17 protein-coding genes are annotated in these 20514 nt (G+C 63.6%); 6 read left to right on the top strand and 11 right to left on the bottom strand.

Annotated elements, in window-relative coordinates; all coding sequences use genetic code 11:
* Positions 1-472: 472 nt before the first annotated feature.
* Positions 473-1072, bottom strand: a complete 600-nt coding sequence (locus tag JQ609_RS27375; RefSeq protein WP_212276006.1) for a cupin domain-containing protein — start codon at positions 1070-1072, stop codon at positions 473-475.
* A gap of 183 nt (positions 1073-1255) precedes the next feature.
* Between JQ609_RS27375 and JQ609_RS27380 the strand changes: the two genes are divergently transcribed.
* The 6 genes from JQ609_RS27380 to JQ609_RS27405 all read left to right on the top strand — a co-directional run bounded on the left by JQ609_RS27380 (position 1256) and on the right by JQ609_RS27405 (position 7832).
* Positions 1256-2023 carry an ABC transporter substrate-binding protein gene (locus tag JQ609_RS27380; RefSeq protein ID WP_212276007.1) on the top strand — a complete coding sequence of 256 codons (768 nt, stop codon included), beginning with the start codon at positions 1256-1258 and terminating at the stop codon, positions 2021-2023.
* Positions 2024-2067: 44 nt separating this feature from the next.
* On the top strand, positions 2068-2721 hold the full coding sequence (locus tag JQ609_RS27385) for an amino acid ABC transporter permease (protein ID WP_212276008.1): 654 nt from the start codon (positions 2068-2070) through the stop codon (positions 2719-2721).
* The gene (locus JQ609_RS27390; RefSeq protein ID WP_192734428.1) at positions 2718-3449 is read left to right on the top strand and encodes an amino acid ABC transporter ATP-binding protein; all 732 of its coding nucleotides are present in this window, start codon (positions 2718-2720) and stop codon (positions 3447-3449) included. The genes JQ609_RS27385 and JQ609_RS27390 overlap by 4 nt, the downstream gene beginning before the upstream one ends.
* A 19-nt stretch (positions 3450-3468) precedes the next feature.
* Complete coding sequence (locus JQ609_RS27395; RefSeq protein WP_212276009.1) at positions 3469-4764, top strand: FAD-binding oxidoreductase; 1296 nt, start codon at positions 3469-3471, stop codon at positions 4762-4764.
* Between the two features lie 4 nt (positions 4765-4768).
* A complete protein-coding gene (locus JQ609_RS27400) occupies positions 4769-5830 on the top strand; it encodes a Gfo/Idh/MocA family protein (protein ID WP_212276010.1) in 1062 nt (353 codons plus the stop codon).
* A gap of 130 nt (positions 5831-5960) precedes the next feature.
* A complete protein-coding gene (locus JQ609_RS27405) occupies positions 5961-7832 on the top strand; it encodes a bifunctional sugar phosphate isomerase/epimerase/4-hydroxyphenylpyruvate dioxygenase family protein (protein WP_212276011.1) in 1872 nt (623 codons plus the stop codon).
* 7 nt (positions 7833-7839) lie between these two features.
* On the opposite strand, the gene JQ609_RS27410 is transcribed toward JQ609_RS27405, so the two are convergent.
* The 10 genes from JQ609_RS27410 to JQ609_RS27455 all read right to left on the bottom strand — a co-directional run bounded on the left by JQ609_RS27410 (position 7840) and on the right by JQ609_RS27455 (position 20503).
* Entirely contained in the window at positions 7840-8568 is a 729-nt protein-coding gene (locus JQ609_RS27410; RefSeq protein WP_212276012.1) for an SDR family oxidoreductase, read from the bottom strand.
* Between the two features lie 7 nt (positions 8569-8575).
* Positions 8576-10228, bottom strand: coding sequence for an AMP-binding protein (locus JQ609_RS27415; RefSeq protein WP_212276013.1), 1653 nt, complete (start codon positions 10226-10228; stop codon positions 8576-8578).
* 7 nt (positions 10229-10235) lie between these two features.
* Complete coding sequence (locus tag JQ609_RS27420; RefSeq protein ID WP_212276014.1) at positions 10236-10718, bottom strand: aromatic-ring-hydroxylating dioxygenase subunit beta; 483 nt, start codon at positions 10716-10718, stop codon at positions 10236-10238.
* 8 nt (positions 10719-10726) lie between these two features.
* Positions 10727-12040 (bottom strand): aromatic ring-hydroxylating dioxygenase subunit alpha, encoded by a 1314-nt coding sequence (locus JQ609_RS27425; RefSeq protein ID WP_212276015.1) that lies wholly within the window; start codon positions 12038-12040, stop codon positions 10727-10729.
* Between the two features lie 17 nt (positions 12041-12057).
* Positions 12058-13020: a PDR/VanB family oxidoreductase gene (locus JQ609_RS27430; protein WP_212276016.1), complete on the bottom strand. Its 963-nt coding sequence runs from the start codon at positions 13018-13020 to the stop codon at positions 12058-12060.
* A gap of 8 nt (positions 13021-13028) precedes the next feature.
* A complete protein-coding gene (locus JQ609_RS27435) occupies positions 13029-14579 on the bottom strand; it encodes an indolepyruvate oxidoreductase subunit beta family protein (protein ID WP_212276017.1) in 1551 nt (516 codons plus the stop codon).
* Between the two features lie 12 nt (positions 14580-14591).
* Positions 14592-16742, bottom strand: a complete 2151-nt coding sequence (locus JQ609_RS27440) for an indolepyruvate ferredoxin oxidoreductase subunit alpha (protein ID WP_212276018.1) — start codon at positions 16740-16742, stop codon at positions 14592-14594.
* Positions 16743-16827: 85 nt separating this feature from the next.
* The gene (locus JQ609_RS27445; RefSeq protein WP_212276019.1) at positions 16828-18438 is read right to left on the bottom strand and encodes an ATP-dependent acyl-CoA ligase; all 1611 of its coding nucleotides are present in this window, start codon (positions 18436-18438) and stop codon (positions 16828-16830) included.
* Positions 18435-19262: a cyclase family protein gene (locus JQ609_RS27450; RefSeq protein WP_249128473.1), complete on the bottom strand. Its 828-nt coding sequence runs from the start codon at positions 19260-19262 to the stop codon at positions 18435-18437. Before JQ609_RS27450 ends, JQ609_RS27445 begins: the two co-directional genes overlap by 4 nt.
* On the bottom strand, positions 19259-20503 hold the full coding sequence (locus JQ609_RS27455; RefSeq protein WP_212276020.1) for an SDR family NAD(P)-dependent oxidoreductase: 1245 nt from the start codon (positions 20501-20503) through the stop codon (positions 19259-19261). Before JQ609_RS27455 ends, JQ609_RS27450 begins: the two co-directional genes overlap by 4 nt.
* Positions 20504-20514: the final 11 nt, after the last annotated feature.

Below are 20514 nucleotides of genomic sequence, written 5' to 3' on the forward strand. Positions count from 1 at the left end.
CGACGGTGGCAATAGAGGCCGTCTCACCGGGGAGAGCGCGTTATAAGCCGTAAAGCCATTGCGCAGGGAATGTCGGATCGCCTCCGCTGCCCTGTATGCTCATGTGCAGCATTCTTATGCACAATCGCACATGAGACCGCGGGTGCAGCGCGCATCCGGCATTCCCTGCGCCCTCTGAATTGAAGGAGGGCGAGAGATTTCTGGCAAAGCTCGGGCGCAATGCGCCGCGAGATCGTAAACGCACACCCAGCTGTCATCGCCCGGCTTGACCGGGCGACCCAGTATTCCAGAGACGGTGATGATAGAACCGAGAGGCCGCGGCGTACTGGATACCCCGCATGCGCGGGGTATGACAGCGTTGTGTGAAGGCGCACTATCCCCGTCATTGCGAGCGAAGCGAAGCAATCCATCTTGCGGCGCACGAAGAATGGATTGCTTGGTCGCTATGCTCCTCGCAATGACGGCGGATCTATCACACCGCCGAGACGCAATTCACCCACAGCACCACCGCCTTGGCCTTGTCGGACGGATTACTGAAGCGGTGCGGGCGGCGGCTGGCGAAACGGAAACTGTCGCCGGTCTTGAGCGTCCAGCTTTCGGCATCGACGGTGAGTTTCATTTCACCCTCGAGCACCAGACCGGCTTCCTCGCCGTCATGGGTATACAATTCGTCGCCGGTGCTGCCGGCGGGCCCCATGTGGACCAGAAACAGATTGAGACGGCCTTCCGAACCCGACGGGCTGAGCAACTGCTTGGAGATGCCGGTGCGCCACAAATTTAGCTCGGCGCGCTGCGGTTCGCGGGTGACGATGGCTTCCGAGCCGCTTCCGGCGGCGTCCTTGGCGCCGAACAGGCCGGCGATGCCGACGCCCAGCACGTCGGCGATGGTCGCCAGCACCCGCAGCGAAGGCGAGGAGAGGCCGCGCTCGATCTGGCTGAGAAAGCCGATCGACAGATCGGTGCGGGCGGCGATCGTCTCGAGCGACAGCTTGCGGCTTCGCCGCAACTCACGGATGCGCTGCCCGACCGCGACGTCCACCGCCGGTTCGGCCTTGACGGCCTTCTTGCTCATGCGCTTGCCGCCGCTCACGTCAAACCGCGTCCTTCATGTGTATGAAAATCCCGCTTGCGCAATTCCGGGCAATGTGTCCATAATTTCATGGTTGTGAAAATAGGCTTGGACGGCGAAACCTGCAACTGGCTTGTTGAGATGAGGCACATTCGCCGCCCGGTGCCCAAACAGTTGAGGGGTACGATGCTTTTCAAACGTCTCGTTCAGGCCGCGACCGCGGCGCTCGTCCTTGCCGCCGCCACGCCTTTGTCGGCGCAGCAGGTGCTCAAGGTGGGCTCGACCCCGACCGGCGTGCCCTTCACCTTCCTCGAAACCAAGTCCAACAGCATTCAGGGCGTGATGGTCGATCTGATCACGGAGATCGGCAAGGACGCCGGCTTCCAGGTCCAGATCGAACCGATGCAATTCTCCGCGCTGGTGCCGTCGCTGACGTCGAACAAGATCGACATCATTTCGGCGGCGATGTTCGCCACCGCAGCGCGCAAGGAAGTGATCGATTTCTCGGAGGCCGTCTACACCTATGGCGAGGGTCTCGTGGTGCCGAAGACCGACGCCAAGAACTATGCCTCGCAGGAAGATCTCAAGGGCGAGGTGGTCGGCGCGCAGGTCGGAACGGCCTTCGTCGACGCGTTGAAGAAGACGGGATTGTTCAGCGAGGTCAAGGTCTACGACACCATTCCGGATATCTTACGTGATGTGAATGCGGGCCGCCTCAAGGCCGGCTTCGCCGACTTCCCGATCCTCGCCTACAATCTGAAGCAGGGCGCGTTTGGCGAAGTCCGGCTGGTGGATTCCTACAAGCCGGTCACCGTCGGCACGGTCTCGATCGGGGTCCGCAAGACCGACCAGGAACTGCTCGGCAAGATCAACGCTTCGCTCGCCAAACTCAAGGCCAATGGCGCCCTCGACAAGATTCTCGACAAATGGGGTCTCAAGCCCAAAGCGTCCTGATTGAGGCGTCCTGACAGGCTTAGCCGGCAACGCGTGATGAACTGATGCAAAATTTCCTGCGCGATGCCGTCGAGTTCATGCCGGTCCTGCTGCAGGGCGTCTGGCTGACGGTCGTTGTCACCATGGGCTCGCTGCTGCTGTCGACCGTCCTCGGCCTGCTATGGGCCCTGATGCGGGTCTCCGGCATCCGCGTCCTGACCGGCTTGAGCGCCGGCCTGATCAACGTGATCCGCGGCATCCCGATCATCGTGCTGCTGTTCTACCTCTATTTTGTGATGCCCGACTTCGGCGTCGCGCTGACGGCGCTGCAGGCCTCGATCATCGGGCTCGGCATTGCCTATTCGGCCTACCAGGCCGAGAATTTCCGCGCCGGCATCGAGGCGATCGACAAGGGGCAGATCGAGGCGGCGCAGACCATCGGGATGGGCTGGTGGCTGACCATGCGCCGCGTGGTGCTGCCGCAGGCGGTCAGGATCGTGCTGCCGCCCTATGGCAACGTCATGATCATGATGCTGAAGGACTCCTCGCAGGCCTCCACCATCACGGTCGCTGAACTGGCGTTGCAGGGCAAATTGATCGCTTCCTCGACCTTCAAGAACACCAGCGTGTTCACGCTGGTCGCGCTGATGTACCTGACCATGAGCATCCCGCTGATCCTGCTGGTTCGCCATTTCGAGAACAAGGCGAAGCGCAAATGATCGAGCTCAGCAACGTTCATAAGAGCTTTGGTTCCAACGAGGTACTCAAGGGCATTACAGCTTCGGTTGAGAAGAGCGAGGTGGTCTGCATCATCGGTCCGTCAGGCTCAGGCAAGTCGACCATCCTGCGCTGCATCAACGGCCTGGAAAGCTACGATTCCGGCGAGATCCTGGTGGAGGGGGCAAAGGTCGACAACAAGGCGCCGTCGATCGTGGCGATCCGAACCCAGGTTTCGATGGTGTTCCAGCGCTTCAACCTGTTTCCGCATCGCACCGCGCTGGAGAACGTCGTCGAAGGACCGATCTATGTGAAAAAGGAACCGCCAGCCGAGGCGCTCGAGCGCGGCCGGGCACTGTTGGCGCAAGTTGGCCTTGCCGAAAAGGCCGACGCCCATCCGGGTCAGCTTTCAGGCGGTCAGCAGCAGCGCGTCGCCATTGCCCGCGCGCTGGCGATGCAGCCCAAGGCGATCCTGTTTGACGAGCCGACCTCTGCGCTCGATCCTGAACTGGTCGGCGAGGTGCTCGGCGTCATGCGCAAGCTCGCCGATGACGGCATGACCATGGTCGTGGTCACCCATGAGATGGGCTTTGCCCGGGACGTCGCCGATCGCGTGCTGTTCATTGACGGCGGCGTCATCGTCGAGCAGGGGGCGGCGAAGTCCGTGCTTAACGCGCCGCAGCACGCGCGGACCCAGGATTTCCTGCACCGCGTGCTGCATCCTCTCTGACTCAGACCTGCCGGACCTGATGACCGTGACCCACCATCCCCTTGCCCTGCCGCCGAGCCTCTACGCAGACACCGCCGTTGCGCCGGTCCCGACGCCGCCGCTCGATGTCGATAAAAACGTGTCGGTGGCGATCATCGGCGGCGGCTTCGCCGGATTATCGACCGCGCTGCATCTCGCCGAGCAGGGCACCGAGGCGATCGTGCTCGAAGCCCAGCAGCCCGGTTGGGGTGCGTCGGGCAACAATGGCGGCCAGCTCAATCCGGGACTGAAGCTCGACCCCGATACGATCGAGGCGACGTTCGGTGCGGATCTCGGCCGGCGCATGATCGCGTTCAGCTACAACACGCCGGTGTTTACCCTCGACCTGATCCGCCGTCTCGGCATTGAATGCGAGGCACGGCAGAACGGCACGCTGCGCGCGGCCTATCATCCGTCCAGTACCGCGGGTGTCGAGACAACAGCCGAGCAATGCATCGGACGCGGCATGCCGGTCACGCTGCTCGGCCGCGACGCCGTCCGCGACGCGACTGGGACGGATCGGTATCTGCTGGCAATGAAGGACGCACGTGGCGGCGACGTACAGCCGCTGAGCTACGCGCGCGGTCTCGCGCGGGCGGCGATGGCTGCCGGTGCTGCCGTTCACGGCCAGACACCGGCGACCTCGCTGCGGCGCGAGGGTGGACGATGGCGCATCGAAACCCCGCGCGCGGTGGTCCGCGCCGAAAAGGTCCTGATCGCCACCAACGGCTTTACCGATGATCTCTGGCCCGACCTGCGCCGCACCATCGTGCCGGTGTTCAGCTCGATCGCCGCGACCGAGCCCTTGCCCGACGATGTCGCGCGAAAAATCATGCCGACGCGGTCGGTGCTGTACGAAAGCGGGCATATCACCGTCTATTATCGCATCGATGCGTCGAACCGCCTGCTGATGGGCGGCCGCGGTCCGATGCAGTGGATCAAGGATCCGGCGCCGGTCTCATACCTCATGCGTTACGCGGAACGGCTGTGGCCTGCAATCCGCGGCGTGCGCTGGACGCACGGCTGGAACAGCCGCCTTGCCATGACGCCGGATCACTACCCGCATGTGCACGAACCGGGCGCGGGCGCGCTGGCCTATCTCGGCTGCAATGGCCGCGGTGTTGCGCTCGCAACCGCGATGGGGCAACAACTGGCAAAACGGCTGATCGGCGGTGAGAAGGCCGAGATCGACATGCCGATCACGGGCTTGAAACCCATTCGTTTTCACGCATTGTGGCCGGTGGCGGTCAAGAGCGTGGTGATGACGGGCCGGATCCGCGATCGTCTGGGATTATAGCGAGATGAAGAACATCACGATCGGCGTGATCGGCGCCGGGCTGATCGGGCGCAAGCATCTGCGCAAGCTCGCCGAGCGCGAAGATTACGAGCTGGTCGGCATCGCGGATGTCAATGTCGACGCCGTCTCTGCCGAGCACCCAAGGACGCGCGTCTTCGCCGATTACCGCCAGTTGCTGGACGAGGCGCGGCCGGAAGCCGTGATAATCGCCTCGCCCAACCAGCTTCATGCCGAGAACGGTATCGAATGCGCCCGGCGGGGCATTCACATCCTGATCGAGAAGCCGGTCACCGATACGCTCGAGACCGCGGCCACCTTGATCGCGGAAGTGCGAAAGGGCGGTGTCAAATCGCTGGTCGGACACCATCGCCGCCATCATCTGCCGGTCAAGACGCTGCAAGCGCTGCTGCGGGACGGACGGATCGGCGATGTCGTCGGGGTCTCGGCGATCTGGGCGACGCACAAGCCGGCGGACTACTTCAAGATCGCGCCGTGGCGGCGCGAGGCTGGCGGCGGCCCGATCCTGATCAACCTGATCCATGAGATCGATTTCCTGCGCTACACTGTCGGCGAAATCGTCGCCGTCGAAGCCATCACATCAAATCGCCAGCGCGGCTTCGCGGTCGAGGATAGCGCCGCCGCGCTGATAGAATTCGACAATGGCGCGCTCGGCACCTTTTTCATCAGCGACAGCGCCGTCTCCCCCTGGACGACGGAGCAGGGGCTGGGTGAGGCGCCGGAATTCCCGTTCAGCGGCGAAAGCAGCTACCGCTTCATGGGCCGTCGCGGTGCGATCGAGTTTCCCGAACTCGTGCAATGGACGCAGGCGGGCGACGCACAGGACTGGAACAAGCCGATCCAGGCCCAGCGCCTCCACGCGCCAACGATCGATCCCTATGTCGCGCAGCTCGATCATTTCCGCGACATTATCCGCGGCACCGCTTCCTCGTTGCAGCCGGTCGAGGATGGCGCGCGGTCCCTGCTCGCAACGCTTGCGATCGCCGAGGCTGCTACCGCCGGGCGGCGCATCGACTTGCGGGACCGGTATGCGGCGCTTTCGCCATAGGTCCGCTGAGAATCAGTGAAAGTTATCGGAGACCAGAGCTAACAATTGGTCCAAATGGTTGAAAAAGAAGATGCTTTAGCTCTATCGTGCGGCCCTCGGGACGCGCCTGGGACCTTCCGGAGCTAATCGCATGACCAAACGCTCGATTGCCACGGTTTCGTTGAGCGGCTCGCTCGACGAAAAGTTGCGCGCGATTGCTGGCGCCGGCTTCGATGCCGTCGAGATTTTCGAGAATGATTTGCTGACATTCAACGGCAGTCCCCGCGACGTCGGGCAGCTCTGCCGCGACCTCGGCCTTTCAATTTGCGCGTTCCAGCCGTTCCGGGATTTCGAGGGCATGCCCGAACCGCAGCGCGCCCGCAACTTCGCGCGCGCGGCGCACAAGTTCGATCTGATGCAGGAATTGGGGACCGACTTGCTGCTGATCTGCAGCAATGTTTCACCGGCATCGCTTGGAGGTATCGACCGCGCCGCCGCGGATTTCCGCGCCCTTGGCGAACTCGCGGCCTCGCACGGCCTGCGCGTCGGTTTCGAGGCGCTGGCCTGGGGACGGCACGTCAATGATTATCGCGACGCCTGGGAAATCGTGCGCCGCGCCGATCACAAGTCGATCGGGATCATTCTCGACAGTTTCCACGCGCTGGCGCCGGGATTTCCGGTCAGCGCGATCCACTCGATTCCGGCGGACAGGATCTTCCTGGTTCAGCTTGCCGACGCGCCGAAGCTTGGTCTTGACGTATTGTCCTGGAGCCGGCACTTCCGTTGCTTTCCGGGGCAGGGCGATCTGCCGGTGGGGGCCTTCATGGACGCTGTGGCCGCGACCGGGTACGCCGGCCCGCTATCGCTGGAGATATTCAACGATCAGTTTCGCTCCGGCTCGCCGGTCCGCACCGCGACCGATGGGCTGCGTTCGCTGATCTTGCTGGAGGATGAGCTGGCCAAGAGTTCGTCCAAAGCGTCGACGGGGAGGCTGCAGCCCAAAGCGCAGAGCCGCGGCGTAGGCTTCGTCGAATTCGCCGTCGATGAAGCCAAGGCAAGGAGCCTTTCGGCGTTGTTCGGCCAGCTCGGCTTTCGCAAAACCGGTTCCCACCGCAGCAAGGATGTCGAACGCTGGTCGCAAGGTCATATCGAGCTGGTCATCAATTGCGAACCGGACGGCTTTGCTCATTCGCACTACGTCACGCACGGCCCGGGCGTCTGCGCCATCGCGATCGACATCGATGACGCCGGCAAAACCATGGCCCGCGCGGAAGCGCTGAAGGCGCACACGTTCTACCAGCCGGTTGGGCCCGGTGAGCTCGAGATCCCCGCGATCCGGGGCGTCGGCGGCAGCCTGCTGTATTTTCTGGAGGCGGCGGGCAAGAACTGGGACACCGATTTCGAAGCGTTGCGCAGCGATGCCGCGAGCGACCGTCTCGAGGTGGTCGACCATATCTCGCAGTCGATGCCGTATGACGAGATGCTGTCCTGGCTGTTGTTCTACACCGGCATACTCGATCTGCAGCGCCTGCCGCAGATGGAGATCGCCGATCCGGTCGGGCTGGTGCAGAGCCAGGCGCTGATCAACGGCAATCAGGGCCTGCGGGTGATCCTGAACGGCTCATCGGCCACGCGGACATTGTCGGCCCGATTCATCAACGAATTTTTCGGCTCCGGGGTCCAGCACATTGCATTTTCATGCAGCGACATTTTCACGGCTGTCGCGGATATGCGCGCGCGCGGCGCGGATTTCCTGAAGATTCCGGACAATTATTACGACGATATCGAAGCCAAATACGATCTCGATGCCGCGACGATGACAGCGCTACGCGACAATCAGATTTTGTACGATCGCGAAGGCGACGGCGAATTCTTCCAGGTCTACACCCACACCTTCGATGACCGGTTTTTCTTCGAGATCGTCCAGCGGCGGGATTATCAAGGATTTGGCGCCGCCAATGCCGCGGTTCGCCTCGCGGCGCAGACGCGGGAGTCGCGGCCCTTGACCATTCCCCGCGCGTAAAAAAAATCTAGAGCGCGATCGATCCGATGCTGGCGCCGCCGCATACATAAAGCGACTGGCCGGTGATGAAATCGGCATCGCCGCTCGAAAAGAACATCACGGCGCGCGCCACGTCACTCGGCCGGCCGATGCGGCCGACCGGGATCGAGCGGGCAAGTTGATCGACTTTCGGGCTACCCTGCGGAATGACCTCGTGGAACATATCGGTCTCGACCGGTCCAGGAGCCACCACATTGACCGTGATGCCGTGAGCCGCCGTCTCCAGCGCCCAGGTCCGCGCCATGCCGAACATGCCGGATTTCGTCGCCGAATAGGCGGTGCGGGTGGCAGCGCCAAGCGCGGCGCGCGAGGCGATCAGGACGATGCGTCCGAAATGCCGTTGTTTCATGCCAGGCAAGGCGGCCTGGACCAGCGTCAGCGCCGCGCCGAGATGGAGCTGGCTGAGCGCTGCGATGTCGTCCACCGTCACTTGCTCAATCAGATTGGGCCGGATGATCCCGGCATTGTGGACGATATGTGAAACTTCATGCCGTGCAGCTACATCCCGGGCAGTGTCCGCTGTCGCCTTCGGATCGAACAGATCCACCACAACCGGCTCCAGCCGTGCATGCGACCAATCCGGCAGGCGTCGGTCGAGCGAGATGATGCGGTAACCCGCAGCCAGCATCGCCTCGGCGATGGCCCGGCCGATGCCGCCGCTGGCGCCGGTGACGATGGCGACGTTGCTCTCACTCATGATTTCCTCATCCCGCCTTCTGCACCGGCCGCTTCTTCAGCGATCGGGTGTCGATGCACCGATCAGAACCGATCGTCGCCGCAACCAACTCCTTGAGCGCGCCGCGCTGGATTTTTTGCGTCGAGGTCAGCGGCAGCGCCGACACAAACGCGACATAGCCGGGCGCCTTGTAATAGGCGAGGCGGCTCAGGCTCCAGGCGACGAGATCGGCGGCGATCTGCTTGCGTGCCGCGGCGTCCGGGGAGGATCCCTCGCTCACGACGCAGGCGAAGACCTCGTCGCCCCGCACCGGGTCCGGGGCAGGTGCCACCGCAACCTGCCTCACAGCCGGGTGCTGCATCAGCACGCTCTCGACTTCGACCGCCGAGATATTTTCGCCGGAGCGGCGGATGACGTTCTTCTTGCGGTCGACGAAATGAAACGCCCCATCCGGACCGCGCCGCACCACGTCGCCGGTGTGAAACCAACCGCCATCCCAGGCCTCCGCGGTGGCTTCCGCGTCCTTGAGATATTCGCGGAAGAAGCCGTAGCGCGGTGCTGCGCCGGCGTGGCGCACGAGAAGTTCACCGGGCTCGTCGACACCGGCGTCCGCGCCGCCTTCAACAACGATGCGGGCCTCGAGTTCGGCGCCGAGGCGGCCGAAGCAGCTTGTGCCGGTGTGGCGCGGCTCCTGGGAGGCGACGACCACAGCGCCGGCGCCGGTCTCGGTCATGGCCCAGGCCTCGACCAGCGGAAAGCCGAACCGCGCCTCAAAGGGATCGTGCAGCGCCTTGTCGACGCCGGCGCCAAAACCGAAGCGCACGCCATGGCGCTTGTCGTCGGCGCTTTCGGGCGCGCTCATGAGCATCGGCGGCATCACGCCGAGATAATGCACGATGGTGGCGCGGCTGTCCTTGACGCTGGCCCACCAGGTCTTGGGATGGAAACGGTCGAGCACGATCAGGCAGCCGCCGGTAGTCACCATCGCCATCGCGGAATAGGCCATCGCGTTCATGTGGAACACCGGCAGCGGCGTCAGCATCCGCTCGGAGCCATGGTTCAGCGCGATCAAGCCGCCGACCGTGGCGTACCAATGACCGGCATAGAGAAAATACTCGTTCGGCAGCACGCAGCCTTTGGGCCGGCCGGTGGTACCGGACGTGTAGAGCAGGGCGCACTCGCTGTCGCGATCGGGTGCACCGGGCTGCGGCGCAGACGCGTGGATCGCCGCCGGTTCGTCATCCGGCCCGACGACAGGAATGTCGCGGCCGATCGCCTTGGCTGCGGCCGCGACGTCGTCGTGACGCTGGGGAATCACGACCGCCGCGACGATCTCGGAATGGCCGATCAGATATTCCAGCTCCGCTGCGCGCATGTCCGGATTGATCGGCACCAGCGACACGCCGAGCGCATTGAGCGCAAACCAATGCAGGAAGAAGCCGGGTCGATTCTCCATCAGGATGCCGACCCGATGACCGCGGCCATAGCCCTTGGCCCGATAGGCGTCGGTCAGCGCCGCAATCCCTGCGAACGCCTCGCCATAGCTGATCTCGCCGGCCGCAATGCCATAGGCCTGCGCCGTCTCGGGCAGCACGACGAGAAATGGCTTGTCGCCGTGGCTCGCGGCGGCGCGCGCGAAAGCCGCGAAGACGGTTGCCGGAGACCCGATCGGGAGCTGCATCACCGTCTCACATGAACAGCTGGATGTTGCCGAATGCGGCATCGCAATTGACGATGTCGACCCGCTTCAGCTTGATCTTGAGCGCGCCGTCCACCACGGCCAAGGTGTGCGTGGCCCAGGCCGCGTAAAGATCCTGCTGGTCGAGGCGCGTTTCGACATAATGCATTGGCGTCCACGTGACATATTCGTTGGCTGCCTCGTTGCGGCTGTCGACCTGCGGCGTTTGCAAAACATGATGACAGCGGCTCTTGGGCTTCTGCGAAAAGGTGCGGTTGCCCTTGAGCCGCTCGACGCGGATCTTGAGCAGCAGCTTGTCCTCGTACATCAGCGACGTCGTCAGCCGTGGATCGGTCTGGCCCCATTCGAGCGGCATCCAGTAAAAACCGTCCTCGGCGAACAGGTCGAGCCATTCCTCAAACCGGTGCTGGTCGATCAAGCGGGTTTCGCGGATGACGAAATCGATCAATTGCTGGTCGGTGGGCGCGGTCATGGCAGCACTCACATCGACATCGTCATGAATTTCGACCAGGCGCGGAACTGGTTCCGCATCTGCCATTCGGTGGTGCCGTTGGTGACGGCCGTCGTGTCCGGGATTTCGGAGGGGTCGTAGAGCCGCTGCAGATTGACCCATTGGTTGGCGTCGACATGCAGGCCTTCCTGGGCGCGCTCGTACATTTCGAGATCATCGTGGCCGACCACGGAAGTCGGCGCGTTGATCAGCCGGTTGTACATCAAGGTACGTTCCAGCAGCATGTCGGGTGCATCGACGAGGCGGAAGGTCCAGCTCTCCACCAGCGTCTTGTTGGCCGCGATCGGCTTGAACACACGCACCAGCTGGATCGGTCCCTTGATCATGATGTTGGGGAAATACACGGTATTATGGCGGTTCTCGTTGAGGATCGCCTTGGCGCGTTCCTCGCCATGGGCCGCTGCCATCTTCTCGAAATAGCCGGGCACCGCGGAATAGTCGGAATGGATCGAGTGATGCACGCCGGTATGACCGTGGCCGTTGGGCCAGACGCGGATGCCCATGTTTTCGAAGAACTCGTAGGGCGCCATGAACGGTGCGTAGATCTCCACTGCCATCGGCTTCTTGGCGCCGGGCGGCGCGTTCTTCCACACCTCGATCGCGGTGCCGGCCGACGATTCATGCGCGACCATGGGATGGCAGGTGTCGGTCTGGTTCTCGACCAGCATTTTCCAATTGCAATTGTGCATGTAGCGCAGCACGCCGCCGGCGACTTCGAGCCGGCCGGCCGGGGAACGGTCGACCATGTTGTCGAAGCTCGACAGGCTGTCGCCGAAAAACTCCTCGAAGCCGGGGCCGACATCCCTGAGTTTTGCAAATACGAAGCCGCGATAATTGTGCACGTGTTTGACCGGGCTCATGCCGCGGCCGGCATGACTCTGTTCGACGCCGGTGTTCTCGTAGCCCTTCTTCAGGGGAATCGCGAGCAGCGAACCGTCGGTCTTGAAACTCCAGGCGTGATAGGGGCAGCGGAAGAATTTTCCGGTGTTGCCGCAGGATTCGGTGGTGATGCGGGTGCCCTTGTGCGGGCAGCGGTTGTGCAGCACCTTCACGGTGTTGTCGGTGTGGCGCACCATCAGGATCGGCTGGGTGCCGATGGTCGTGCCGTAATAGTCGCCCGGCTTCGCCACCTGGCTGTCATGGCCGACATAGGCCCAGGTGTTGGCGAAGACATGCTCCATTTCGAGCTGGAACACCTCTTCGTCGATATAGACGTCGCGATGCACCTCGGTCTCGCGCACCAGGCCTTTGATTGCTTCGAGATTTCCGCGATATCGGGCCATCAACACCTCCTCAGGAATCAAAGATCGAGCACGAGCCGCGGGCTTTTCGACCGCGAGACGCAGATTTGCATGAGTTTACCGGCCGCTTTCTCGGCATCGGTCAGGATGTAGTCGCGGTGGTCGGGCGTGCCTTCGATCACGCTGACCTGGCAGATGCCGCAATCGCCGCGCTGGCAATCATGCATGGGATCCTCACCCGCTTCGATCAGCACCGCGAGAATGGTCTTGTCGGGCGCAATAAGGAAGGTTTTGCCGGAACTGTTCAGCACCACCTCGAACGGCTGATCACCGGCGAGGGGAGCGGCGGTGGCAAAAATCTCGAAGCGCAGGCGACCGTCAGCCCAGCCGAGATCCTTGGCGCTCTGGATCGCCGTATCGATCATCGGCTTGGGCCCGCAGACGTACAGCGGTTCGTCGCCGGTGAGCGAGGTCATCAGGCGCTTCACGTCGTAGATGCCGCTGGCGTCGTCGGTGTGAACGGTCAAATGTTCGCCGCACAGCGCCTCGCTCTCGCCGAGAAAGGCGAGCTGGTCGCGCGAGCGGCCGGCATAGATGAAGCGGTAGGGATGCTTGCTGGCGGTGAGCGTCGTTGCCATCGAGAGCACGGGCGTCACCCCGATGCCGCCGGCAAGCAACACGACCGGTTTCGACGCCGGCTCCAGCGGAAAATTGTTCCGGGGTGCGGCGACCGAGAGGACGTCGCCGACCTTGAGGTCGTGCATGAATTTGGATCCGCCCTGGCTCGGCTGTTCCAGCCGCACGCCGAGCTGGTAGGCGTGCGGGCGCGTGGTTGCCGCCGGATCGAGCGAGGTGTTGATCAGCGAGTAGGAGCGTTCGCCGCCATCGGGCAGCCGCACTTTGATATGCGCGCCGGCCTCCCAGGACGGCAGCGGCTCGCCATGCGGACGGGCGAGCTTGATTGCGCGGATCAATGCGGTTTCCGCGTGGATATCGGTCACGGTGAGGTCGAACTGGTCCATCGCATCAATCACAGAAAGGTTTCAACCGTGGCAAGCGCGCCGTCGAGCGCCTTGCCCTCTTCATCTGATAGCGCCGCCTTGCAAAGGCGGCGCAACCACTGCGCACCGTCAGCGCGACCGGCGAGACGTGGTGCAACCGCGATCACCCTGTCGAATTTCGAGGCACCGCGTGCGTGGGTGTCGGAATAACCCTTCACCAGCCGGCGCGCCTCGAGAATGGCGACGGCAAGCTCGTAATCCTTTGCGGCGGTGTTGCGGGCGAGATCGAGCCAGGCATCACGATGGGTGACTTCGCGCTTATGACGCAGCGTGCCGCGACGAAAACGCTTCAGGCCACCCAGCACGTAGAGCGGCAGGAACCATCTAATGGTGCCGGTCTGCACGCGTCGTCCGCGATTGACCACGCGATCGAGCGCCTTGCACAGGCCAGGCTTGCCTTCGAGCCAGAGGCCGAGGCCCGCGGGAAGCGTGCCCAAGACCTCTTCCATGCGCGGATGCATGAACTCGGTAGTGTAGACGAGCTGATCGGGCTTTGCGAGAACCTCGCTGCGGACGCGTTCGAAACGGCTCGCGCGGGTCTTGAGGTCGGCGACTCGGATGACGTCATCATAGGCCATCGCCACGGCGACATGTTTTGCCGCCGCCCGCGTCAGCGCAGGATCGCTACCGCGTTCCAGGCGCATAAAGCCTGCGACGAGGTCGAGGTATTCCCGGCCATAGCCGACGTCCTGAAAATCGACGACCTTGCGCAAGCCTGCGGCGATCATGCCGTGCAGGGACGCCGGGAAAGTCGTCCGGGCGTCGGCGACGAGTGCATCGAAAGCGGCATCGCCGACCGATGCGAGCGTTGAATAGAGCTTGCCCGCTGAAGCAGGCTTGGGCGGCGCGGGCGGTGTCGCGGATGCGGCATCCGCCTGCGTGCGCTCAAAACCCGCCGCGAACGCGCGCAGGCTCGGTTCGATGCCGATGCCGGCGGCGCGGATGGTTGCTTCATAAGCCTCGCTGCCGAACGGCAGCGCGCCGCTGCCGGCAAGCGCACCGAACAGCACCGCGGAGATGGCGCTGCCGGTGCTGTCTGCGAGCACGGCCATGTCGAAGGCGATAAAGCGTTTCGCGGCGGCCTCTGCGGCCTCATAAACCTTGCTGGAATCGCTGATGCCGTCGCCGGGCACCAGCTTTTCCTGGATCGCGAACGAACGGTGCGACGAGGCGATCAATGTCGTCTTGTCTGGTGTGACGAGACCGCGCTGGATGGCGCGGCCGGCTTCCATCAGCTCGGCGCCGACCACGACGTCGACTTCGCCGGGCACCGGCATCAGCGACAGCACCGGGTAGGCGGCGTCCGCGCGGGCAGGGATCATCTCGAGATAATAGATGGTCGCACCGGTGCGCTGGGCGACACCCGGCACCGAGGTGGATTGCGCGATCCAGTTCTGGCTTTCCGCCAGCGCCACGATCCAGTCGACCAGCACGCCGCCGCCCTGGCCGCCCATCGCGAGCACGGCGATCGAAAGCGGTCGGGTCAGGTCGATGGCGGGGGGCTGCAGCATGATGTTCATCCGGCCATGCCTTCAAACCAGCGCGAGACGGCGACGGTCGCGGCGTCGCTGCAGGAAGCCGATGACGCCGCCGCGCAGCTTCGCCATGAACTGATCGAAGCCGGTCGGGTTGTGGATGATGTCGGCGCGGTAGAATGACGGGCACAGCACGGCGGCCTCGGCCACCTCGCCGCAATTGCCGCAGCCGACGCAGCTATTGTCGATCGCGGCGACCGGATCGTCCTTCAGCGGATCGCTGGTGTGCTTGACCGAAAGCGAGGGGCAGCCGGACAGCCGGATGCAGGCATGGTCGCCGGTGCAGACGTCCTCATCGACGCCAAAGCGCTCGCGCACGACGCGCTCGCCACCCTTCACGGCCTTGTTGAACAGCGGCTTGATCCGGCGCTGCTTGTTCAGCATGCATTCGGAGGAGGCGACGATCACCTTCGGTCCCTTGTCGGTGCTGGTGAGCGCTTCCTTCAGCGTGTCGCGCATTTTGCCGACGTCATAGGTGCGGTCGATCTGGCGCACCCATTTGGCGCCGATGCCTTTGACTGCCTCGGTGATCGGGTGGTTGGTCGAGCGCGACTTGTTGTCGGCGCGGGACGACAGGATGTCCTGGCCGCCGGTGGCCGAGGTATAATGGTTGTCGACCACCAGGATAACGCCGTCATGCTGGTTGTAGACGGCATTGCCGATGCCGCTGCTCAGGCCGTTGTGCCAGAAACCGCCATCACCCATGATCGAAATCGAGCGCTTGTCCGCCTTCACATTGAACGCGGATGCCGAGGCCGGTCCAAGCCCATAGCCCATCGTCGTCGCGCCGATGTTGAACGGCGGGAGGATCGAGAACAAATGGCAGCCGATATCGGCCGCGACATGATGCGGGCCGAGGTCCTTTTCGACGAGCTTCATCGCGGCGAAGATCGGTCGCTCCGGGCAACCGGTGCAGAAGCCGGGCGGGCGCGCCGGCACCACTTCAGCCAGCGCCTTGATCTTGTCATGGGCCAGGATCGATGGATCGTTCGGCGCGCGGATATGGTCCGGCAGCACTTCGGGCGCGGCGGAGGTGAGGAATTTACGAACACCCGCCGCCATCACGGCCGCGGTATATTCGCCGCCGATCGGCAACTCGCCCTTGCCGTAGATCTTGGTCGGGACATCGGCCTTGCGCAGGACCTTATGCAGGGCCTGTTCGATGTAGTCAGGCTGTCCCTCCTCGACCATCAGCACCGCGCGCTTCGATTGGCAGAAGGCGATCAGCTCATCGTCGATCAAGGGATAGGTCACGTTCATGACGTAGAGCGGAATGCGGGTGTTACCCCACACGTCCGCCAGGCCAAACCCCTGCAGCGCGCGGATCACGCCATTATACATGCCGCCCTGCAGGATGATGCCGACGTCATCGATATCGCCCTCGAAGACTTCGTTGAGCTTGCGCGCCTTGATGAAGGAAACCGCGGCCGGCCAGCGCTGCTCTATCTTTTCCTTCTCGTGCATGTAGGAGGCCGGCGGCAGCACGATGCGGTTGGTATCACGCTGCGGGTTTTCCAGCGCCTGCGCCATCGTGAATGCCGGGCGCTTGTTGTCCTTGGCGGCAAAGCGGCCGTGGACATGGCAGGATCGGATGCGCACTTCCAGCATCACGGGCGTGTTGGTCGCTTCCGACAGCTCAAATCCGTCCTCGACGGCCTTGACGATAGATTCGAGGTTGGGGCGGGGATCGAGCAGCCAGATCTGGGATTTCATCGCAAAGGCGTGGCTGCGCTCCTGCATGATGGAGGAGCCTTCGCCGTAATCTTCGCCGATCACGATCAACGCGCCGCCGGTGACGCCGCCGGAGGCGAGATTGGACAGCGCGTCGGAGGCGACGTTGGTGCCGGCGGTCGATTTCCAGGTCACCGCGCCGCGGATCGGATACATCACGGAGGCGGAAAGCATTGCGGCCGCAGCCGCCTCGTTCGCCGAGGTTTCGAAGTGCACGCCGAGATCGCCGAGAATGTCCTGCGCATCCGCCAAAACGTCCATCAGATGTGAGATCGGTGCGCCCTGGTAGCCGCCGACATAGCCGACGCCGGACTGCAGCAGCGCCTTGGTGATGGCCAGAATGCCTTCGCCATGGAAGATTTCCCCGTTGCCTAGTTTGAGGTCCTGGACCTCTCGGGCGAAAGAGCGTTCAGCCATGACGCATTTCCTTCGGCTCAAGCGACGGCGGCACATCGGTCAAAATGCTAAGCCGACATATTTTAAGTGTCAAATAACTATCCATTTACGTGGCTCCCCGCTTCAGCCGGTAGCCGACCGCTTCGCGATCCCAGGTCGACGCGGTCACGCCGCGTTCGCGCAGCTCGTATTTCCGGATCTTGCCGTTCTCCGTCCGCGGCAGGTCCGCGACAAAATCGATGAAGCGGGGCACTGCGAAACGGGGCAGCCGCGGCGCACAAAATTGCATCAGTTCGACGGGCGGGATCGCGGCTCCCGGCCGCACCACGATCGCGGCCATCACTTCATCCTCGGCAAGTTCCGAGCGCACGGGAAAGACCGCCGTCATTTCGATATCAGGGTGAGCCAGCAGCACCTGCTCAACCTCATAGGACGAGATGTTCTCGCCGCGCCGGCGGATCGCATCCTTGAGCCGGTCGACGAACCGGAAATAGCCGTTCTCGTCACGGATGACCCGATCGCCGGTATGGAACCAGAGATTCCGCCAGGCTTCCACGGTCTTCTCGGCCATGCCGAAATAGCCGCTCGCAAACGCAAACGGCTCGTCAGCGCGCAGTACGAGTTCACCGGCCTCGCCATCCGGCAGTTCAACATCGTTGACATCGACGACGCGCGCCTGAAAACCGTCGACGATACGGCCCATGGTTCCCGGGTTCTGTGTTTCCGCCGATGCGCCGATGACGAAATTGGTTTCGGTCGAACCGTAGCCTTCGAGCAGCGTAACCCCGGTGCGCGCGGTGAACGTCGCGCCAAGGTTAGCAGGAACCCCTGGTCCGAGCCCGGTGCGGATTTGGTGTCCGCGCTCGTCCGCGCGCGGTTCACCCGCCAGCAGGATCGGCACCATGGCGCCGAGCAGATAGATCACGGTTGCTTCGCTCTGGATCATAGCCGGCCAGAAGCCGGAGGCCGAGAAGCGCGGTTCGAGGACCATCCGCGCGCCGCTGAGGAGCGCCTGCGCAAACGTGTTGAGGGCATTGATATGGAACAGCGGCAGGGTGGTGCAAAGCACGTCGTCTGCCGTCAGGCCAAAAATGCGGCCGGAGTGGATGCCCCACCAGTAATATTGCGCATGCGGGCACATCACGCCTTTGGATGGACCCGTGGTGCCGCTGGTATAGATGATGGCGAGTGTATCGCCGGGACTGACGGGCGCCGCCGAGATCGCGGCGGCGCGTGGCGGTATGACCTCCATCGATGGCACGACACCGTCGGGCAGGGCATCGCCGCCGATCACCCAGATTGAGCCAAGCGATGCCATGCCTTTGGAGACATGGGCCAGGCGTTCCACGAATTGCGCCTCGATCGCGAACAGCCGCGCGCCGCTATTCCGCAGGTAATAACCGATCTGCGGTCCCATCGCCGCGGTGTTGATCGGGACCGCGATGGCGCCGATCCAGCCACAGCCCAAAACGATTTCCAGCATCTCCAGGCGATTGGAGCAGAGGATCGCGACCCGGTCACCGGCTGCAATGCCCGCCGCGCGCAATGTCGCGGCACGGCCGGCCGCGATGTCGCGCGCCTCGCGAAAGGTCCATGAATCGTTTGCGCACGACAGCAACGTCCGGTCACCGTGGCGGCCGGCCTGAATCTCGAGCATGCGCGGCAGCGTCCGGTCATCAGGTGGCAGCTCAATCATGCCGGGCGCACGGAGGCTCATGGGCGGGGCGCTCCCGCAGGATTTGAAGGCACCAGCGCCAGCACGCGCAATGGGCTGCCGCTGCCCTGCTGGATCTTCAGCGGCGGCGCGATCAGCGAGGCGCCGGTCGGCGGCAGCAGGTCGAGATTGGTCAGGCATTGCAGACCATAGCGTCCGGCACCGTGCATGTAGTAGTGGCACGGATAGGGTGGCAGGAAATGCGCCGCCTGGCCCGCATCGGTGCCGATGGTTTCGGTGCCGAAACCGAGCACGTCGCGCTCATTCAGCAGGAAACGCACGGCGTCGGGATCGGGGCCGGGCGTGTGCTGCCCGGTCTCGTCGAAATTCTGATAGGCCGCCGGATCGGTCTTCTTCGACCAGTCGGTGCGCATCAGCACCCAGCATCGCGGCGGGATTTCGCCGTGCACAGCTTCCCAGGCCTTGATGAAATCCGGCGTCAGCAGGAAGTCGGCATCGGCAGCGGATTCTTTGGAGCAGTCGATCACCACGGCGGGCGCAATGAAATCGGCAACCGGGATCGTATCGGTGGAGCTGTTGGGAAGGTCGCGGCCCGAAACCCAGTGGATCGGGGCGTCGAAATGCGTGCCGGTATGTTCGCCAAAGGACAGATTATTCCAGTACCAGGCGCCGCCGCGTTCGTCGTACCGCGAAATCTCTTCCATGCGGAAGGCGCGGCTCTGGCCTATTTCCGGCGGCATCACGATGCTCGGAAAATCGGGACCCAACGTCTGCGTCAGATCGACGATGCGGATCGCGCCGGTGGCGAGCGCCGTGGTGAAACCCGCGAGGACTTCCATGCCGGGCGCCGGATCATGCGGTTTCATCGGCCAAGCTCCCGTTCCAGTGCCTTGGGATTGTCGCGGAAGCGGGCGAGCCAGTCCTGCGCGATATCGCCGGGATAGACGTCTTCAACCGATCCTTTGAGCGCGCCGACGATGGCGCGGGCGACCGCCGATGGCGCCAATTTTGGCGGCAGCAGCAGTTGATTCCATTCGTCGTCGATTGGTCCCGGAAAGATGTTGACGACCCTGATCCCGGCGGTGCGCATTTCGGCGCGCAGCGCCTGCGCCACCGAAAGGGCCGCGGCCATCGATGCCGAATAGGTCGCGTGCTGCGGAAAATTGGACAGCGCATAGATCGACAGCAGATTGACCCAGGCCACCGCGCTGGTTTCGCCATCGGCGCCGCGTGACTGCATCACCGGACCGAACGCCTGGGCCAGCCGCAACAGGCCGAAGCAATTAGTCTCCATCTCCGCCCGTGCGGTTTCGACACCGGCGCGGCCGAAAATGCCAAACGTGCGATGATGCTCTGATGTGTTGATCACGATATCGACCTTGAAGCCGAGTTCGGCGGCAAGTTCATTGACCGATTTGGTGTCGGTGACATCGAGGGGGACCAGCGTCACCTTGGGCAGTTCGGCGATCGCGGGCCAGCCCGGCGGGTTCTTCCAGGGTTCGCAATGGCCGGCCCAGACGAGATCGGCGCCGGCTTCGAGCACTGCTTTCACGACGGCTTGGCCGACCGGCGACTTGGCGTCGGTGACCAGCACTTTGCGGAATCTTGGATCCGACGTGAAGTTGCGCAGCTTCGGCTCGTCGGCGAGTGCGGTATTGCCACCATCGGGCCTCGCGACGAGTGCGGCCTGGCCGGCGCGGTCGAGCACGGCCTCCACGATGATCGGCGACGGCGCCGGGCCGCAGCGCGCGTCGAGGTGGACGACGAGGCTGACACCTTCGGCGAGACGGACCAGTCCAAGCCGCCAGGGCATGCGTTCGCGAAAGAACAACTCTTGGGAATGATGCAACGTGGTCTCGCTGACGAGTTCGCCGCGTCCGCTCATCACGGTCCATTCGAGTTCGGCCGACAGGCAGCGCACGCAGGCCTCGCGTGGCGGGTATTGCACGGCGCCACAGGCCGCGCAGCATTGTAGTTCCAAATTGCCCAATGCCGCGCCGCGAACGAGGCCGAGCGCAATCCGGCTGCGGCGATCCGGCGGCAGCGTCGGCGCGCGCGTCTTTAGAATTGGATTCTTGCGCTTCGGCCGTTTGATTGTTTCACTCATCATCAAGTTCC

This window comes from Bradyrhizobium sp. AUGA SZCCT0169 (genome assembly GCF_018130085.1).
Classification (GTDB): domain Bacteria; phylum Pseudomonadota; class Alphaproteobacteria; order Rhizobiales; family Xanthobacteraceae; genus Bradyrhizobium.

Excerpts from the sequence above, each read along its gene's own strand:
- JQ609_RS27375 (WP_212276006.1), bottom strand. The coding sequence starts at position 1,072 with ATGAGCAAGAAGGCCGTCAAGGCCGAACCGGCGGTGGACGTCGCGGTC.
- JQ609_RS27380 (WP_212276007.1), top strand. The coding sequence starts at position 1,256 with ATGCTTTTCAAACGTCTCGTTCAGGCCGCGACCGCGGCGCTCGTCCTT.
- JQ609_RS27385 (WP_212276008.1), top strand. The coding sequence starts at position 2,068 with ATGCAAAATTTCCTGCGCGATGCCGTCGAGTTCATGCCGGTCCTGCTG.
- JQ609_RS27390 (WP_192734428.1), top strand. The coding sequence starts at position 2,718 with ATGATCGAGCTCAGCAACGTTCATAAGAGCTTTGGTTCCAACGAGGTA.
- JQ609_RS27395 (WP_212276009.1), top strand. The coding sequence starts at position 3,469 with ATGACCGTGACCCACCATCCCCTTGCCCTGCCGCCGAGCCTCTACGCA.
- JQ609_RS27400 (WP_212276010.1), top strand. The coding sequence starts at position 4,769 with ATGAAGAACATCACGATCGGCGTGATCGGCGCCGGGCTGATCGGGCGC.
- JQ609_RS27405 (WP_212276011.1), top strand. The coding sequence starts at position 5,961 with ATGACCAAACGCTCGATTGCCACGGTTTCGTTGAGCGGCTCGCTCGAC.
- JQ609_RS27410 (WP_212276012.1), bottom strand. The coding sequence starts at position 8,568 with ATGAGTGAGAGCAACGTCGCCATCGTCACCGGCGCCAGCGGCGGCATC.
- JQ609_RS27415 (WP_212276013.1), bottom strand. The coding sequence starts at position 10,228 with ATGCAGCTCCCGATCGGGTCTCCGGCAACCGTCTTCGCGGCTTTCGCG.
- JQ609_RS27420 (WP_212276014.1), bottom strand. The coding sequence starts at position 10,718 with ATGACCGCGCCCACCGACCAGCAATTGATCGATTTCGTCATCCGCGAA.
- JQ609_RS27425 (WP_212276015.1), bottom strand. The coding sequence starts at position 12,040 with ATGGCCCGATATCGCGGAAATCTCGAAGCAATCAAAGGCCTGGTGCGC.
- JQ609_RS27430 (WP_212276016.1), bottom strand. The coding sequence starts at position 13,020 with ATGGACCAGTTCGACCTCACCGTGACCGATATCCACGCGGAAACCGCA.
- JQ609_RS27435 (WP_212276017.1), bottom strand. The coding sequence starts at position 14,579 with ATGAACATCATGCTGCAGCCCCCCGCCATCGACCTGACCCGACCGCTT.
- JQ609_RS27440 (WP_212276018.1), bottom strand. The coding sequence starts at position 16,742 with ATGGCTGAACGCTCTTTCGCCCGAGAGGTCCAGGACCTCAAACTAGGC.
- JQ609_RS27445 (WP_212276019.1), bottom strand. The coding sequence starts at position 18,438 with ATGAGCCTCCGTGCGCCCGGCATGATTGAGCTGCCACCTGATGACCGG.
- JQ609_RS27450 (WP_249128473.1), bottom strand. The coding sequence starts at position 19,262 with ATGAAACCGCATGATCCGGCGCCCGGCATGGAAGTCCTCGCGGGTTTC.
- JQ609_RS27455 (WP_212276020.1), bottom strand. The coding sequence starts at position 20,503 with ATGAGTGAAACAATCAAACGGCCGAAGCGCAAGAATCCAATTCTAAAG.